The sequence below is a fragment of the Micromonospora okii genome (genome assembly GCF_020884795.1).
In the GTDB taxonomy this organism is placed as follows: Bacteria; Actinomycetota; Actinomycetes; order Mycobacteriales; family Micromonosporaceae; genus Micromonospora; species Micromonospora okii.
This window is the reverse complement of sequence record NZ_BBZF01000026.1, coordinates 105,635-121,342: the sequence shown is the minus strand read 5'-3', so window position 1 is coordinate 121,342 and position 15,708 is coordinate 105,635. Positions and strand designations below refer to the sequence as shown.

At 73.4% G+C, this 15,708-nt stretch carries 12 protein-coding genes; 5 read left to right on the top strand and 7 right to left on the bottom strand.

The window, feature by feature from the left end:
- Positions 1 to 89 precede the first annotated feature (89 nt).
- Together LPU43_RS25405 and LPU43_RS25400 are read left to right on the top strand one after the other, a co-directional pair.
- On the top strand, positions 90 to 761 hold the full coding sequence (locus LPU43_RS25405; RefSeq protein ID WP_229403043.1) for a hypothetical protein: 672 nt from the start codon (positions 90 to 92) through the stop codon (positions 759 to 761).
- Between the two features lies 1 nt (position 762).
- On the top strand, positions 763 to 2,964 hold the full coding sequence (locus LPU43_RS25400) for a bifunctional polysaccharide deacetylase/glycosyltransferase family 2 protein (RefSeq protein WP_229403042.1): 2,202 nt from the start codon (positions 763 to 765) through the stop codon (positions 2,962 to 2,964).
- Between the two features lie 3 nt (positions 2,965 to 2,967).
- On the opposite strand, the gene LPU43_RS25395 is transcribed toward LPU43_RS25400, so the two are convergent.
- The 7 genes from LPU43_RS25395 to LPU43_RS25365 form a co-directional block, all read right to left on the bottom strand.
- Positions 2,968 to 3,858: a glycoside hydrolase family 6 protein gene (locus LPU43_RS25395; RefSeq protein WP_229403085.1), complete on the bottom strand. Its 891-nt coding sequence runs from the start codon at positions 3,856 to 3,858 to the stop codon at positions 2,968 to 2,970.
- A gap of 119 nt (positions 3,859 to 3,977) precedes the next feature.
- Positions 3,978 to 4,157: a DUF6104 family protein gene (locus LPU43_RS25390; protein ID WP_229403041.1), complete on the bottom strand. Its 180-nt coding sequence runs from the start codon at positions 4,155 to 4,157 to the stop codon at positions 3,978 to 3,980.
- Between the two features lie 118 nt (positions 4,158 to 4,275).
- Positions 4,276 to 8,025, bottom strand: a complete 3,750-nt coding sequence (locus tag LPU43_RS25385; protein WP_229403040.1) for a multifunctional oxoglutarate decarboxylase/oxoglutarate dehydrogenase thiamine pyrophosphate-binding subunit/dihydrolipoyllysine-residue succinyltransferase subunit — start codon at positions 8,023 to 8,025, stop codon at positions 4,276 to 4,278.
- 364 nt (positions 8,026 to 8,389) lie between these two features.
- Positions 8,390 to 9,214 (bottom strand): DUF2705 family protein, encoded by an 825-nt coding sequence (locus tag LPU43_RS25380; RefSeq protein WP_229403039.1) that lies wholly within the window; start codon positions 9,212 to 9,214, stop codon positions 8,390 to 8,392.
- Entirely contained in the window at positions 9,211 to 10,146 is a 936-nt protein-coding gene (locus LPU43_RS25375; RefSeq protein ID WP_229403038.1) for an ABC transporter ATP-binding protein, read from the bottom strand. The genes LPU43_RS25380 and LPU43_RS25375 overlap by 4 nt, the downstream gene beginning before the upstream one ends.
- 196 nt (positions 10,147 to 10,342) lie before the next feature.
- A complete protein-coding gene (locus LPU43_RS25370; RefSeq protein ID WP_229403037.1) occupies positions 10,343 to 10,999 on the bottom strand; it encodes a hotdog fold domain-containing protein in 657 nt (218 codons plus the stop codon).
- A gap of 106 nt (positions 11,000 to 11,105) precedes the next feature.
- Positions 11,106 to 11,597: an SRPBCC family protein gene (locus tag LPU43_RS25365; RefSeq protein WP_229403036.1), complete on the bottom strand. Its 492-nt coding sequence runs from the start codon at positions 11,595 to 11,597 to the stop codon at positions 11,106 to 11,108.
- 123 nt (positions 11,598 to 11,720) lie between these two features.
- Between LPU43_RS25365 and LPU43_RS25360 the strand changes: the two genes are divergently transcribed.
- The 3 genes from LPU43_RS25360 to LPU43_RS25350 all read left to right on the top strand — a co-directional run bounded on the left by LPU43_RS25360 (position 11,721) and on the right by LPU43_RS25350 (position 15,588).
- A complete protein-coding gene (locus LPU43_RS25360; RefSeq protein ID WP_229403035.1) occupies positions 11,721 to 12,422 on the top strand; it encodes a response regulator transcription factor in 702 nt (233 codons plus the stop codon).
- Positions 12,419 to 13,969 carry a sensor histidine kinase gene (locus LPU43_RS25355; RefSeq protein ID WP_229403034.1) on the top strand — a complete coding sequence of 517 codons (1,551 nt, stop codon included), beginning with the start codon at positions 12,419 to 12,421 and terminating at the stop codon, positions 13,967 to 13,969. Before LPU43_RS25360 ends, LPU43_RS25355 begins: the two co-directional genes overlap by 4 nt.
- Before the next feature lie 62 nt (positions 13,970 to 14,031).
- Positions 14,032 to 15,588, top strand: a complete 1,557-nt coding sequence (locus tag LPU43_RS25350; RefSeq protein WP_229403033.1) for a trypsin-like peptidase domain-containing protein — start codon at positions 14,032 to 14,034, stop codon at positions 15,586 to 15,588.
- Positions 15,589 to 15,708 lie beyond the last annotated feature (120 nt).

Sequence of the window (15,708 nt, the reverse complement as noted above, 5' to 3'; positions counted from 1 at the left end):
CCGTCCCCTCCGTGACTTTGGGGGATCCTCGTCTCACTCAGGCCCCTGACCAGGAACTTCAGGTTTCTTCGCTCCTAGACTCGCCACTCGTGACCGACCCTCGGCCCCTCGCCCCGCCCTCGTCCTCGCCCGAGCAGCCGGCCGTCGTGCGGCCCGTGACCGGCGGTTCGGCGGTCCCACTCTCCGTGACGGACGGTCCGACGGTCGTAGCGTCGACCGTCACCGACGGTCCGACGGTCCTCCTGGCCGCGGTTCCCGACCTGCCGCCGGTCTTCGTCGACCCGAGCGGGCGGCGCGGGACCCGGCTGCGGCGGATCGCGTACGTCGCCGGGCTGGCCGGGCTGGCGTACACCGCGCTGGTCGGGGTCAGCTTCGCCGGGGGGCCGGTGCGTCCGGAGAACGTGCTGCCCCTCGTCGAGTCGACGCAGCGCCCCTGGGAGACGCCCGCGCCGCCGGCCGCCCCGGCCCCCGCCCCGACGACCGCGAAGCCCACCACGCCGGCCGCCGCCCGGGCGACCGCGAGGCCCACCACGCCGGCCCCCGGCCCGACCCGTGCCACGGCTCCCCGGCGCGCGCCCGCCGCCACGTCCTCGCCCCGGCCGTCGTCCCCGGCGGCCGACAGCGCGCGTCCCAGCCAGAGCGCCGTCCCGCCCCCGGCCACCACGGCGCCTCCGACGACCGTGCCGCCCAGCACCGAGCCAACCACGGCCGTCCCGCCCCCGGTGGTCGACCTACCGGCCCCTCCGGAACAGGCCGAGTAGCGTGCGGACATCCGCTGACCCGTCCACCGGTCGCCCCCCGCCGCCGGTCCGCCGCAGCCGGCGGGTCCGCCGGTCCGCGCCGCCGCCGAGCTGGGCCCTGTTGGGCGTCCTGCTCGTCGTCCTGGCCGGCGTGCTCTTCGTCGGGGCGTACGCGAACGCCGCCTTCGTCCCCGACCGCGCGGAGCACGACGGCGGCCAGGACCGGGTGCCCGCCGAGGTGGTCAACGGCGGCCCGATCATCAACGCCGCCGACGGCCAGAACCGCTCCTACCGGCTGCCCGCCCGCACCGTCGCGCTCACCTTCGACGACGGTCCCGACCCGAAGTGGACCCGCGAGGTGCTGCGGGTCCTCGACGCCCACCAGGTGAAGGGGACCTTCTTCGTGGTCGGGTCGCAGGCCGCCCGGCACCCCGAACTGGTGCGGGAACTGGTCGCCGACGGGCACGAGGTCGGTGTGCACACCTTCACCCATCCCGACCTGACCACGCTGCCCGGCTGGCGTCGACGGATGGAGTACGCCCAGACCCAGCTCGCGCTCGCCGGCGCGGCCGGGGTCCGCTCCTCGCTGCTGCGGTTCCCGTACTCCTCGCACGCCGACGCGATCGACGACCGGGACTGGCCGCTGGTCACCGAGGCCGGCGGGCTGGGCTACCTCACCGTGCTCAACGACACCGACAGCCGGGACTGGGAGCTGCCCGGGGTGGACGCCACGGTCGCCAACGCCACGCCGGCCGACTACTCGGGCGCGATCAGCCTGTGGCACGACGCCGGCGGGGACCGGGCCCAGACCATCGCAGCCCTGGACCGTTTCATCCCGCTGATGAAGGAACGCGGCTACCGCTTCGCCACCGCGACCGAGGGGCTGAACCTGACACTGGCCGCGACCGGGGTCGACCATCAGGTGACCGGGAACCCGGTCGCGTCCGGGGCGGAACGGTGGCAGGGCCGGATGCTGGTCTGGGCGGTGCAGGGCGCCGACCGCACGCTCATCCTCTTCGGCGCGCTCTTCGTGCTCGTCGGCGTGCTCACCGTCGGCCGCACCGTCCTGCTGCTCCTGCTCGCCGGGCGGCACGCCCGGCGCCGCCGGGCCCGGGACTGGACCTGGGGACCGCCGGTGACCGAGCCGGTATCGGTGATCGTCCCCGCGTACAACGAGAAGGAGGGGATCGCCGCGGCGGTCCGGTCGCTGGCCACCGGCGACCACCCCGGGGGCATCGAGGTCGTCGTGGTCGACGACGGCTCGACGGACGGGACCGCCGACATCGCCGAGGGGCTCGGCCTGCCGAACGTGCGGGTCGTGCGCAAGCCGAACGGCGGCAAGCCGAGCGCGTTGAACACCGGCGTGGCGCTGGCCCGCCACGAGTTGCTGGTGCTGGTCGACGGCGACACCGTCTTCGAGCCGGACGCCGTGCGCCGGCTGGTCCAGCCGTTCGCCGACCCGCAGGTGGGCGCGGTCGCCGGCAACGTCAAGGTGGGAAATCGGGACAGCCTGATCGCCAGGTGGCAGCACATCGAGTACGTCATCGGGTTCAACCTCGACCGCCGCCTCTACGAGACCCTGCGGTGCATGTCGACGGTGCCCGGCGCGATCGGCGGGTTCCGGCGGCAGGCCCTCGTGTACGCCGGCGGGATGACCGACGACACCCTGGCCGAGGACACCGACATCACCATGGCCCTGGGCCGGGCCGGCTGGAAGGTGGTGTACGAGGAGCGGGCCCGGGCGTGGACCGAGGCCCCGGCGACGATGGGGCAGCTGTGGAAGCAGCGCTACCGGTGGAGCTACGGCACCATGCAGGCGATGTGGAAGCACCGCCGCTCGCTGCTCGACCACGGCGCGTCCGGCCGGTTCAGCCGCCGATGCCTGCTGTTCCTGAGCCTGTTCGGGGTGTTGCTGCCGCTGCTGGCGCCGGTGATCGACCTGCTCGCCCTGTACGGCCTGTTCTTCCTCGACCGGACCACGACGGTGGTGGCCTGGCTGGCCATGCTGACGGTGCAGTTCCTCAGCGCGGTAGTGGCGTTCCGGCTGGACCGGGAGAAGCTGGGTGTGCTCTGGGTGCTGCCGTTGCAGCAGTTCGTCTACCGGCAGCTGATGTACCTGGTGATGATCCAGTCGGTGGTCACCGCGCTGACCGGCGGCCGGCTGGGCTGGCAGAAGCTGCGCCGCACCGGCCTGCGCCCGACCGTCCGCGCCGGGAACGGCTGACGGTCAGCGGGCTCGGCGGGCCAGGTCGAGGGCGTACTCGGGCCACCAGACGCCGCTGTCCGGCTCGCCGGGCCGGCAGGCGTCGTCGGACTCGCCGGGGAACTTGACCCAGAGCAGGGCGTCCACCCGGTCCGGGCCGGGGTCGGCCGTGGGCTCCTCGCCGAGCGCCCGGCCCGGCGGGTTGCACCAGCTCGGCGCGCCGCCCACGGTGCGGCCCGGGTGCGGGCCGTTGCCGTTGCGGCTGGTGTCGACGACGAACCGGGTCGCCCCGCCGAGCGCGTCGGAGAGTCGATGACCGTAGCGGACGTTCTCCTCGGTGCCGACGAAGTTCGCCACGTTGAGGGCGAAGCCGGCCGCGTCGGCGATCCCGGCCCGGCGCAGCGCCACGGCGAGCCGGTCGACGTCGGTGATCCAGCCGGGATGCCCGGCGTCGAGGTACACCCGGGCGCCGTCGGTGCTGCCCAGCACGGCCACCGCGTCCCGCAGCAGCGCGAGCCGGCCGGCGACGTCGGGCACGCAGCCGGCGACGGCGTCCGCGACCGCGCCGGGTTCGAGGACCACGGTGACCGGCCGGCCGGCCACCCCGGCCGCCAGGTCCCGGATCCAGCGCTGGTAGTCCGCCGCGTCCCCGGCACCCCCGGCCCCACGCCGGGCGCAGTCGCGGCCCGGGAGGTTGTGCGCCACCAGCACCGGCGTCTGCCCGGCGACGGCCGCAGCGGTGAGGAAGGCGTCCACCTCGGCGCGGACCCCCGGGTTGCCGGTCAGCCACTTCGCGCTCGGGCGACCGGCGATCGCGCGCAGCGCCTCGGCGTCGGCGGTGCGCCCCTGCGCAGCCCAGCGGTCCGCCTGCGCGCCGGCCGGGTTCGCCGGATCGACGTAGAAGACGGGCGGCAGGGCCGACGGCGCGGCCCCGTCGTCGCCGACCGGCCCGGCCCGGGGCGCGGGGTCGGCGTCGCAGCCGGCGAGCAGCAGCGCCAGGGCGATGCCGGCCGCCGTCCAGGCCCTTCGGAGGCTCAGTCCTCGTCCTCGTCGTCGAGGCGGGCCAGCCAGGTGGCGAACCGCTCGATCGGCGTCTCGAACTCCGGGTTCAGGTCCACGAAGTCGCGTAGCCGCTCGCCGAGCCACTCCACGCTGACCGACTCGTCGCCCCGGCGCTGGACCAGCTCCTCGATCCCGCGATCGGTGAAGTACATCCGTACGTCCTCATTCGTCGGCCCGGCCGGGGTGGCCGGGCGGTGGCCCGCCGACGCGAGCGGGGCAGCGGCCGTCGTGGTGACGGCCGCTGCCCCGGTGCGCGTCGGCGCGGTCAGGTCACGGGCGGGGGAGGGCCGCCTCGATGAGCGCGTTCTGCTCGGCCTCGTGCATCTTCGCCGAGCCCACCGCCGGGGCGGCGGCGGCCGGGCGGGAGATGCGACGCAGCCGGATCTCGCTGAGGTGCTCCAGCAGGTTGAGCGCGACGAAGCTCCACGCGCCCTGGTTGGCCGGCTCCTCCTGCACCCAGGCGTAGTCCTCGGCGTTCGGGTACCGCCCCAGGGCGGCCCGGATCTCCTCGACCGGCAGCGGGTAGAGCTGCTCCACCCGGAGGATCGCGGTGTCGGTGACGCCCCGCTCGGCCCGGGCCTGGAAGAGGTCGTAGTAGACCTTGCCCGAGCAGAGCAGCACCCGCTTGACCTGCTCCGGGGCCGGAGCGCCGGTGTCGGCCAGCACGGGGGAGAAGGTGCCGGTGGTGAAGTCCTCCACGTCGGAGACGCAGAGCTTGTGCCGCAGCAGAGACTTCGGCGTGAACACCACCAGCGGCTTGCGCTTCGGCGACAGGGCCTGGCGGCGCAGCAGGTGGAAGTAGTTCGCCGGGGTGGTCGGGATGGCCACCCGCATGTTGTCCTCGGCGCAGAGCTGGAGGAACCGCTCCGGGCGGCCGGACGTGTGGTCCGGGCCCTGACCCTCGTGGCCGTGCGGCAGCAGCAGCGTCACCGCCGAGCGCTGGCCCCACTTCACCTCGCCCGAGGAGATGAACTCGTCGATCACCGACTGGGAGCCGTTGACGAAGTCGCCGAACTGGGCCTCCCAGCAGACCAGCGCGTCGATGTTCTCCACCGAGTAGCCGTACTCGAAGCCCATCGCCGCGTACTCGCTGAGCAGGGAGTCGTGCACGAAGAAGCGCGACCGCTCGCCGTCGGCGGTGAGCGACTGAAGCGGCAGGAAGTCGTCGCCGGTCTTGGCGTCGACCACCGAGGCGTGCCGCTGCACGAACGTGCCGCGCCGGGAGTCCTGCCCGGCGAGGCGGACGGTCACCCCGTCGTGCAGCAGCGCGCCGAAGGCGAGGATCTCGCCGTAGCCCCAGTCGATGTTGCCCTCGGTGGACATCCTGGCCCGCCGGTCGAGGAGCTGCTGGATGCGCTTGTGCGGGGTGAAGCCCTCGGGCAGGTCGGTGTGCGCCTCGCCGATGGCCCGGACGACCTCGGCGGTGGTGGCGGTCTCGACCTGCGGCTCCGGCTCCTCCTCGCGGCGCTGCCGGGCCGACTGCTTCGGCGCGGAGGCGGCGTCCCGGGTGGCCTTGAAGACCCGTTCGAGCTGGGCCTGGTAGTCGCGCAGCAGCTCCTCCGCGTCCTCCACCGTGATGTCGCCCCGGCCGATCAGCTCCTCGGTGTAGAGCTTGCGGACCGAGCGCTTCGAGTCGATGATCTGGTACATCTGCGGGTTGGACATCGACGGGTCGTCGCCCTCGTTGTGCCCGCGCCGGCGGTAGCAGACCATGTCGATCACGACGTCCTTGTTGAACGCCTGCCGGTACTCGAACGCCAGCCGGGCGACCCGGACCACGGCCTCGGGGTCGTCGCCGTTGACGTGGAAGATCGGCGCCTGGATCATCCGGGCCACGTCGGTGCTGTAGAGGCTGGACCGGGAGTGCTCCGGGGCGGTGGTGAAGCCGACCTGGTTGTTGATCACCACGTGCACCGTGCCGCCGGTGCGGTAGCCGCGGAGCTGGGACAGGTTGAGCGTCTCGGCGACCACGCCCTGGCCGGCGAAGGCGGCGTCGCCGTGCACCAGCAGCGGCAGCACCGTGTACCCCTCGAGCTTGAGGTCGATCCGGTCCTGCTTGGCGCGGACTATGCCCTCCAGCACCGGGTCGACGGCCTCCAGGTGCGACGGGTTCGCCACCACCGACACCTTGACGGCGTGCTCGCCGTCCGGGGTGGTGAACTTGCCGTTCTGGCCGAGGTGGTACTTCACGTCGCCCGAGCCCTGCGTGGAGCGCGGGTCGAGGTGCCCCTCGAACTCGGAGAAGATCTTCTCGTACGGCTTGCCGACGATGTTGGCGAGCACGTTGAGCCGGCCCCGGTGGGCCATGCCGATGACGACCTCGTCGAGCCCCGCCTCGGCGGAGGACTCCAGCACCTCGCCGAGCAGCGGGATCAGCGACTCGCCGCCCTCCAGCGAGAAGCGCTTCTGGCCGACGTACTTGGTCTGCAGGAAGGTCTCGAACGCCTCGGCGGCGTTGAGCCGGTTGAGCACGTGCTTCTGCTCGTCGGAGCTGGGCTTCTCGTACTTGCGCTCGATCCGCTCCTGGATCCAGCGCCGCTCCTCCGGGTCCTGGATGTGCATGTACTCCACGCCGACGCGGCGGCAGTACGAGTCGCGCAGCACGCCGAGGATCTGGCGCAGCTTCATCCGCTGCTTGCCGGCGAAGCCGTTGACCGGGAAGACCCGGTCGAGGTCCCACAGGGTCAGCCCGTGCTGGAGGACGTCCAGGTCCGGGTGCTTGCGGATGGTGAACTCGAGCGGGTCGGTGTCGGCCATCAGGTGCCCGCGCACCCGGTAGGCGTGGATCAGCTCGTGCACCCGCGCGGTCTTGTTGATCTGGCCCTCGGAGTTGACGGCCACGTCCTGCATCCAGCGCACCGGCTCGTACGGGATGCGTAGGGAGGTGAAGATCTGGTCGTAGAAGCCGCGCTCGCCCAGGAGCAGCTCGTGCATGACCTTGAGGAACTCGCCGGACTGCGCGCCCTGGATGATCCGGTGGTCGTACGTGCTGGTCAGGGTGATGATCTTGCTGACGGCCAGGTCCGCGAGGGTGGCCTCGCTCATCCCCTGGTACGGCGCCGGGTACTCCATCGCCCCGACGCCGATGATGGCGCTCTGGCCGGTCATCAGGCGCGGGATCGAGTGCACCGTGCCGATGCCGCCCGGGTTGGTCAGCGAGATCGTGGTGCCGGAGTAGTCGTCCATCGTCAGCTCGTTGCGGCGGGCGCGCCGGACCACGTCCTCGTACGCCTGCCAGAACTGCCGGAAGTCCATCGTCTCGCAGCCCTTGATGGACGGGACCACCAGGTTGCGGGTGCCGTCGGGCTTGGCCAGGTCGATCGCGATGCCCAGGTTGACGTGCTCGGGGCGGACCAGGGTCGGCTTGCCGTCGGTCACCGCGAAGGAGTTGTTCATCTCCGGGTGCTCGACCAGCGCCCGGACCATCGCGTACCCGATCAGGTGGGTGAAGCTGACCTTGCCACCCCGCCCCCGGGCGAGGTGGTTGTTGATCACGATGCGGTTGTCGACCAGCAGCTTGGCCGGGACGGCGCGCACGCTCGTCGCGGTCGGCACGGCCAGCGAGGCGTCCATGTTCTGGACGATCTTCGCGGCGACGCCGCGCAGCGGGCTGGTCTGCGGGCCGGCGGCGGCCGGCTTCGCGGGGGCGGCCTTCGCGGCGGGCGCGGACTTCGCCGGGGCGGCCTTGGCGGGCGCGGCGGGCTTCGTGGGGGCGGGCTCCGCCTTCGGCGTGGGCTTCTTCGCCGCGGCCGGCTCGGCCTTCGCGGCCGGCGCGACGGTGGCGGCGGCCTCCTGCTGCCCGGCCGGCTCCGGCGCGGCCGGGGTGGCCTTGGCGGCCTTGCCGTCCGGCCGTGGCGTGGCGGCGCCGGGCGCCGGGCGGTAGTCGGCGAAGAAGTCGTGCCATGCCGAATCGACGCTGCTCGGGTCGGCGAGGTACCGCTGGTACATCTCCTCGACGATCCATTCGTTCGGGCCGAAACCCGCCAGTGGGTTCTCCTGCGAAGTCTGCTGGGTCGACACGGCCGGTAATCGCCTCTTTCACGCGGGTTTGTGTGTCACGCGGTGTCCGCCGCCGCCCGACGCGCGGGTGGACGGGAGACGGCTCCCAGGCTACGCCGTAGGAATACGCTAAGCATTTCCGCCTCCGGCGCGTGGCCCGTTTCACAGAAAGATTCCACGAATCCGCTGCGCACCGCGCGCCCCGTCCACCCCGCGTGGCGCCCGGGGCACCGGCCCGGCGGCGACCATGCGGCACCGGCCGGCGGGGAGACGGGCACCGGCCGGCACGGGAGACGGCGGCCGGGCGGGGCACGGAACGGCGCCGGCCCCGCAGCGGGCGATCGACGATCGCCGCCACGGGGCCGGGACGCCGGGCCGGGACCGGTCAGGAGATGTCGCGCCGCCGGATGGTGAGCGTGCCGATCACGCCGGCCACCACGGCGTACCCGATCAGCACGGCCGCCCCCGCCCACTGCGGCGGGCTGCCGGGGATCTCGGTGCCGCTGACCATCAGCGACGACGCCAGCGACGGCACCACCAGCTGGAGGTTGTTGATCCAGTCCCCGTAGCGGGACGCCAGGATGCTGAGCACGGCGACGGCCCCGATCGACCCGCCCAGGTAGAGCAGGATGCCGGTCACCGTCGCGCCGATCTGGCTGCGGATCAGCACGCCGATGCCCACGCCCAGCACCGACCAGAGCAGGTACGCCAGCGCGTTGAGCCCGATCGCCCGCCAGACCCCGCCGCTGTCGAGCTGGAGGGGGACGTCCGAGGCGTTGAGGACCAGCGGCCCGAACACCAGGTTGAGCGCGGTGGTGACCAGCCAGAAGACCATCGCGAGGATGGCCGCGGCGATCAGCTTCGCCGTCATCACCGCGGTGCGGTGCGGCACGGTGAGGAACGTGGTGGTCACGGTCTGGTGGAAGAACTCGCTGGTCACCACGATGATGCCGAGCAGCATCACGATGAGCAGCCCGAAGAACTGGCCGTTGGTGTAGATGTTGGCGGCCAGGCTGTCCGCCTGCTGCAGGGCCTCGAACTGGGCGGCCTGATCGGCCGGCACGTCCCCGGATTCGAGGCCGGACATCGCGTCGGTCTGCAACCAGTTGAACAGCAGGGTGAGCACCCACAGCGGCAGCGAGATGAGCCCGAAGACCCACCAGGTGTTGGTGCTGCGGATCTTGAGCAGCTCGGATCGGACGAGGTTCATCGGATGCCCGCCTTCCCGGCCGTCAGCTCCAGGAAGACCCGTTCCAGGTCGGGTCGCTCCGGGGTCAGTTCGTGCAGTTCCACCTTCGCGGCCAGGGCGGCCCGGCCGATGGTCGAGGCGTCCGCCCCGCTGACCAGCAGCACGCCGTGCTCGTCGGTCTCCACCGTCGCCGACTGCTCGCGCAGCACCGCCACCAGCTCCTCGGCCTGCGGGGTGCGCACCCGCACCCGGCCGCTCTGCGCCATCGAGCCGAGCACCTGGTCCACCGGCCCCTGCCGGACCAGCTTGCCGGCCGCGATGATCACCACGTCGTCGGCGAGGAGCTGCATCTCCGACAGCAGGTGGCTGGAGACCAGCACCGTGCGGCCCTCGTGGGCCAGGCCCTTGAGGAAGCCGCGCATCCACCGGATGCCCTCGGGGTCGAGGCCGTTGGCCGGCTCGTCGAGGATCAGCACCCGGGGGTCGCCGAGCATCGCGGCGGCGATGCCGAGCCGCTGCTTCATGCCCAGCGAGTAGCCCTTGAACTTGCGCTTCGCCGCCGGGGTCAGCCCGACCAGGGCCAGCGCCTCCTCGGCCCGCTGCTTCGGCAGCCCGGCCGCGGCGCAGATCACCCGCAGGTGGTTGATCCCGGTGCGGCCCTTGTGCGCGCTCGACGCCTCCAGCACCGCGCCGACGTGGCGCAGCGGGTCGGTCAGGTCGGCGTACCGGTGCCCGCCGATGGTCGCGCTGCCCCCGCTCGGGGTGACCAGGTTCAGCAACATGCGCAGGGTGGTGGTCTTGCCGGCGCCGTTCGGGCCCAGGAAGCCCGTCACCCGCCCCGGCGCGACGGTGAAGGACAGGTTGTCGACCGCCCGCACGCTCTTGTACTGCTTCGTCAGACCTGACACCACGATCTGACCGTTGCTGGTGGGGCTTCGCTGCCCGTCAGACATCGTTCTCCTCCCGTGCGCGGCGCAGGCGCGCGCCGACGTGTGCGGCGCGTTGCGGATGCGCCGTCACACAGCGTGGCAAGGCCGCGCAACCAGGTCAATCAGGCGGGGCACCTAGACGGGCCTCCGCCTCGGGCAGGAGGGGGTCATCCCCAGGTACGAGGGGCCACCCTTCTGCTTACCTTCTGTGATTGCGTGATCACGGCTTCGGTAGGGCGATCCAGGTCGCGTCGGCCCGGCCCAGCAGCCGGCCGTCGGGCCCGTAGAGGGCGGTGCGGACCCGCGCCTTGCGCCCCTCGACCCCGTCCGCCACCCCGGTCACCACGCACTCGTCGCCGGGGGCCGGCAGGGCGTCGACCGCGACGGCGATCCGGCCGAGCACGTACGGGCGACCCGGGCCGATCACGGCCCAACCGCCGGGGCAGTCCAGCGCCGCCCAGACCGTGGCGGTGCCCACCCCGGCCGGGGCGGTGAACGGGGCGGCGGTCCGACCGTCCGGCAGCGGGCCGGGGAAGATCCGCAGCCCGTCGACCCGGTCCGGCCCGCAGACGTAACAGCCGGGGAAGGGATGGTCGACCAGCCCGGGGTACGCCGCCGAGGCGGCCCGCGCGGCCGGCAGGCCGACCGGCGGCACCGCCGCCCCGAGGTCCCCCGTGGGGCGGACCTGGGCGACGACGAGGCCCTGCGGGTCGCGGACCTCCCCGTCGGTGAGGGTGAGCGGAGTCTCCAGCGGGGGCGGGCGACGCAGGGTCACCTCCACCGGCCCCGGGGCGCCGGACCCGGCGGCGAAGAGCCCCGCGCTCCAGCCGCCGTTGCCCGAGCCGGGCGGCCCGTGGAAACGCGATTCGATGATCATCAGACACCTCCGGCGACGACGCCCGACCCCGGGGCCGGCGCGCCCCGGCAGCCTCGCACGCCGCCGGCCCGGCACGGGCACCGCCGTCAGTGCACGGGCACCGCCGTCAGGGCCGCCGTCGGCGGATCAGCGACCGGAGGGCGCGGACCCACCGGGACCAGCGGTGCGACGGGACCGCCGCCAGCCCCAGATGGTGGGCCGCCGTGTCCAGGCTGTCCTCGATCAGGGCGTCGTGCAGCGGGCGGTAGACCGCCGGCCAGCTCACCCACGCCGGCCACCCCGTGGTCATGACGAGGGAGTGCCGCAGCAGGCAGCCCTGGTCGGCGCCCGGCAGCACCTCGTACTCGTGGTAGCCGTGGAAGCCCGCCGGCGCACGGAACTCGAAGCGGACCCGTCGCCCCGGCTCGTACGCGACGACGGTGTAACCGATCGGCCCGTGCCCGCCGCGGGCCCCGACGCCGAGCGGGCGGTCGAAGCGCATGGCCGGCCACTGCCCACGCGGCCACAGCCGGTCGTCGGGCGTGGCCAGGGAGTCGATCAACGCGCCCACGGCTGCGGGCGGCGCCGCGAGCTGCCGCTCGTGGATGTTGCGGACCATCGAATCCCCTTGGGTCGCTGCTGGTGGAAGCAGAGGGTAGTCGTCCCTTCCAGCAGTCGCCTCACAGGATTCTTGCAGCGAGTGCCCAGCACGGACGCAGCCGCGTCGCGGATGATGGGCGGCATGGCCGCTACCCAGACCGAGGCGCGACTGCTCGTCGTCGAGGACGATCCCAACATCCTCGAACTGCTCTCCGCGAGCCTCCGTTTCGCCGGCTTCGACGTGGCCACCGCGACCAGCGGGAGCGCCGCGCTGAGCGCCGCCAAGGACCACCGCCCCGACCTGGTGGTGCTCGACGTGATGCTGCCCGACCTCGACGGGTTCGAGGTCATCCGGATGCTCCGCGAGGGCGGCACCCGCACCCCGGTGGTCTTCCTGACCGCCCGGGACGCCACCGACGACAAGATCCGCGGGCTGACCCTGGGCGGCGACGACTACGTCACCAAGCCGTTCAGCCTGGAGGAGTTGACCGCCCGAATCCGCGCCGTGCTGCGCCGCACGGCCAGCGGCGAGCAGGCCCCGTCCCGCCTCACCTTCGCGGACCTGGAGCTGGACGAGGAGACCCACGAGGTGCACCGGGCCGGGCAGCGGGTGCAGCTCTCGCCGACCGAGTTCAAGCTGCTGCGCTACCTGATGCTCAACGCCAACCGGGTGCTGTCCAAGGCGCAGATCCTCGACCACGTCTGGAACTACGACTTCCGCGGCGACGACAACATCGTCGAGTCGTACATCTCGTACCTGCGCCGCAAGGTCGACAACACCCAGCCCCGGCTGATCCACACCCTGCGGGGCGTCGGGTACGTGCTGCGCAAGCCGGTGGCGTGAACGCCGTCGCCCAGGCGAAGGGGAGGCTACGGAGCGTACCGCTGCGGGTGAAGCTGGTCGCGGCCGTGCTCACGCTGGTCGCCGTCGCGCTGTTGGTTATCAGCTCGCTGACCACGTACTTCCTGCGCAACTACCTGGTCGCGCAGGTCGACGGCGAGCTGCGCTCCTCGGTGAGCAACACCGATGCGTTCGTGGTGACCTCCACCGATCCGTCCATCCCGACCGACTATCTGGTCGTCATACCCGACGTGAACACCGGCCGGATCTACTACGTGTACGACAGGTCCCGGTTCCACGTCCAGGACCTGCCGCCCTGGCCCAACACCGTGCAGGGCTTCGCCGAGCTGGCCGGCGAGCCCCGCACGGTCCGCGCCCGCGACAGCGCGATGCGCTGGCGCATCCTCTACGCCGAGCTGCCCAACGGGCAGATGGTCGCCATCGCGCAGAACCTCACCGACGTCGACTCGGCCGTCAAGCGGTTGGTCTGGATAGACCTCCTGGTCGGCGGGGCGGTGCTGATCCTGCTCGCCTCCATCGGCGCGGCGATCGTGCGGACCAGCCTCAAACCGCTGGTGGAGATCGAGCGCACCGCCGCCGCCATCGCCGGGGGCGACCTGACCCGGCGGGTGCCCGATCCGGAGGGGGGACGGGCCTGCCCCACCTCGGAGCTGGGGCGGCTGTCGCGGGCGCTGAACACGATGCTGGCCCAGATCGAGGCCGCCTTCACCGCCCGCGCCGCCTCGGAGATCGCCGCCCGCTCGGCCGAGGCCGGCGCCCGGGACGCGGCCGCCGCCGCCCAGGCGTCCGAGGCCCGCGCCCGGCGCTCGGAGGAGCGGATGCGGCAGTTCGTCGCCGACGCGTCGCACGAGCTGCGCACCCCGCTGACCACGATCCGCGGCTTCGCCGAGCTCTACCGGCAGGGCGCCGCCCGGGCCCCCGAGGAGACCGCCGGCCTGCTGCGCCGCATCGAGGACGAGGCCGCCCGGATGGGGCTGCTGGTGGAGGACCTGCTGCTGCTCGCGCGGCTGGACCGGGAGCGGCCGTTGTCGCTCGCCCCGGTGGAGCTGCCGCTGCTGGCCGGCGACGCCGTGCAGGCCGCCCGGGTGGTGGCCCCCGAGCGCCGGATCGACCTGGAGATCGAGCCCGGCTCCGGGCCGCTGGTGGTGCTCGGCGACGACGCCCGGCTGCGCCAGGTGATCGGCAACCTGATGACCAACGCGCTCACGCACACCCCGCCGGACGCCTCCGTGACCCTGCGGCTGCGCACCGAGCCGGGCAACCTGGCGGTGGTCGAGGTCGCCGACACCGGCCCCGGGCTCTCCCCGGAACAGGCCGAGCGGGTGTTCGAGCGCTTCTACCGTGCCGACGCCGCGCGTACCCGGCGGGCCGGCGGCGTCACCGGGACGGGGCTGGGCCTGGCCATCGTCGCCGCGCTGGTCGCCGCGCACCACGGCAGCGTGGAGGTCGGCGACACCCCGGGCGGGGGAGCGACCTTCCGGGTGCGCCTGCCCCTGGTCCCCGACACCGACCACGACACCGGGGAGTGACTTTCAGGAAACGCCCAGGTTGAATCCAGGCTGGTCGCAGTGGCCGGAGAGAAGGTGGATGCATGACCGAGCACGAGACCGACCCGCAGCGGCGGCAGGCGCCCTCCGACGCCGAGCCGTCGTATCCCACCGCCGAGCCGTCCGGCGTGGCGCCCGGGCTCTCCGACTCCCCGTCCGGCGGGCCCACCGCCGCCGCGCCGAGCGGCCCCGTCGCCCCCGCCGGTGAACCCGCCGCCCAGCCCGCCCCGGTTTCCGGCCCCGCCGCCCCCGTCTCCGCGCCCGCCGCCCCCGTCTCCGCGCCCGGCGTGCCGGGACAGCAGCCGTACGGCGCCCCCGCCGCCGCGCACCACCCGTACCCGGGGCAGCAGCAGCCGGCCGGGCAGTACCCGAACAGCCCCTGGCAGCCCGGCCACCAGTCCGGCTGGGCCGCGGGGGGCCAGCACGGGCCGACCACGACCAGCACCCCCGGGTACGCCCCGCACGCCGGCGCGCCCGGTTACCCGGGCGGCCCGGTGCCGCCGCCGCAGTACCCCGGCCAGCCGGTGCCCGCCTGGGCGCAGGCCGCCCCGAAGCCGAGCCGCATCGCCAAGCTGGCCGGCGCGGGCGTCGCCGTGTTCGCCCTGATGCTCGGCTCCGGCGTGGCCGGCGGCGCGCTCGCGCTCGCCGTCGACGGCCGTCCGGGCGGCGTCACCCGCACCTACTCGGCCGCGCCGGTGATCAACAGCGCCGACCTGCCGAAGATCGCCGCCTCCGTGCAGGACAGCGTGGTCTCGATCAGCACCGGCAGCGGCGAGGGCTCCGGGGTCATCCTCAGCGCCGACGGCTACGTGCTGACCAACAACCACGTGGTCGCCTCGGCCGACGGGGGATCCACCAGGGTGATCTTCGCCGACGGCAAGTCCGCCCAGGCGAAGGTCGTTGGCACCGACCCGAAGACCGACCTGGCAGTGGTGAAGGCCGACGGGGTCAGCGGCCTGAAGGCGGCCAGGTTCGGCGACAGCGACGCGATGCAGGTCGGCGACCAGGTGCTCGCCCTGGGCAGCCCGCTCGGTCTCCAGGGCTCGGTCACCGCCGGCATCCTCAGCGCCCGGGACCGCACCATCCAGGCCGGGCAGAACCAGCAGCGCGACCCGAACCAGGGCGTCAGCTCGATCGCCGGCCTGCTCCAGACCGACGCCCCGATCAACCCGGGCAACTCCGGCGGCGCGCTGGTCAACACGCGGGGCGAGGTGATCGGCATCAACACCGCCATCGCCACCTCCGGGCAGAGCACCGGCAACATCGGTGTCGGGTTCGCCATCCCGAGCAACAAGGCCAAGGACGTGGCCGGCAAGCTCCAGCGCGGCGAGAAGGTCAGCCACCCGTCCCTCGGGGTGAGCGTCAGCCCGGCCGAGGACGGCGGCGCGGTGGTCGCGACCGTCACCCCGGGCAGCGCCGCCGAGAAGGCCGGCCTCCAGCGCGGCGACGTGATCACCAAGTTCGGCGACACGGTCGTCAACGACTCCAACGACCTCGTCGGCGCCGTGCAGGCCGGCAAGGTGGGCGACCGCGTCGAGGTGCGGTACCAGCGCAACGGCGCACCGGCGACGGCGACCGTGACGCTCGCCGAGACGTCGTAGTCGCGACACAGACCTGCCTCCCACGAAGGCGGCGGGTGGCGGAGCCAAGGGGGTTGGCTTCGTCGCCCGCCGCCTTTCTCCCGCTCCGGGCCCGCCGCTTCTCCCCGCTCCGCGCTCCGC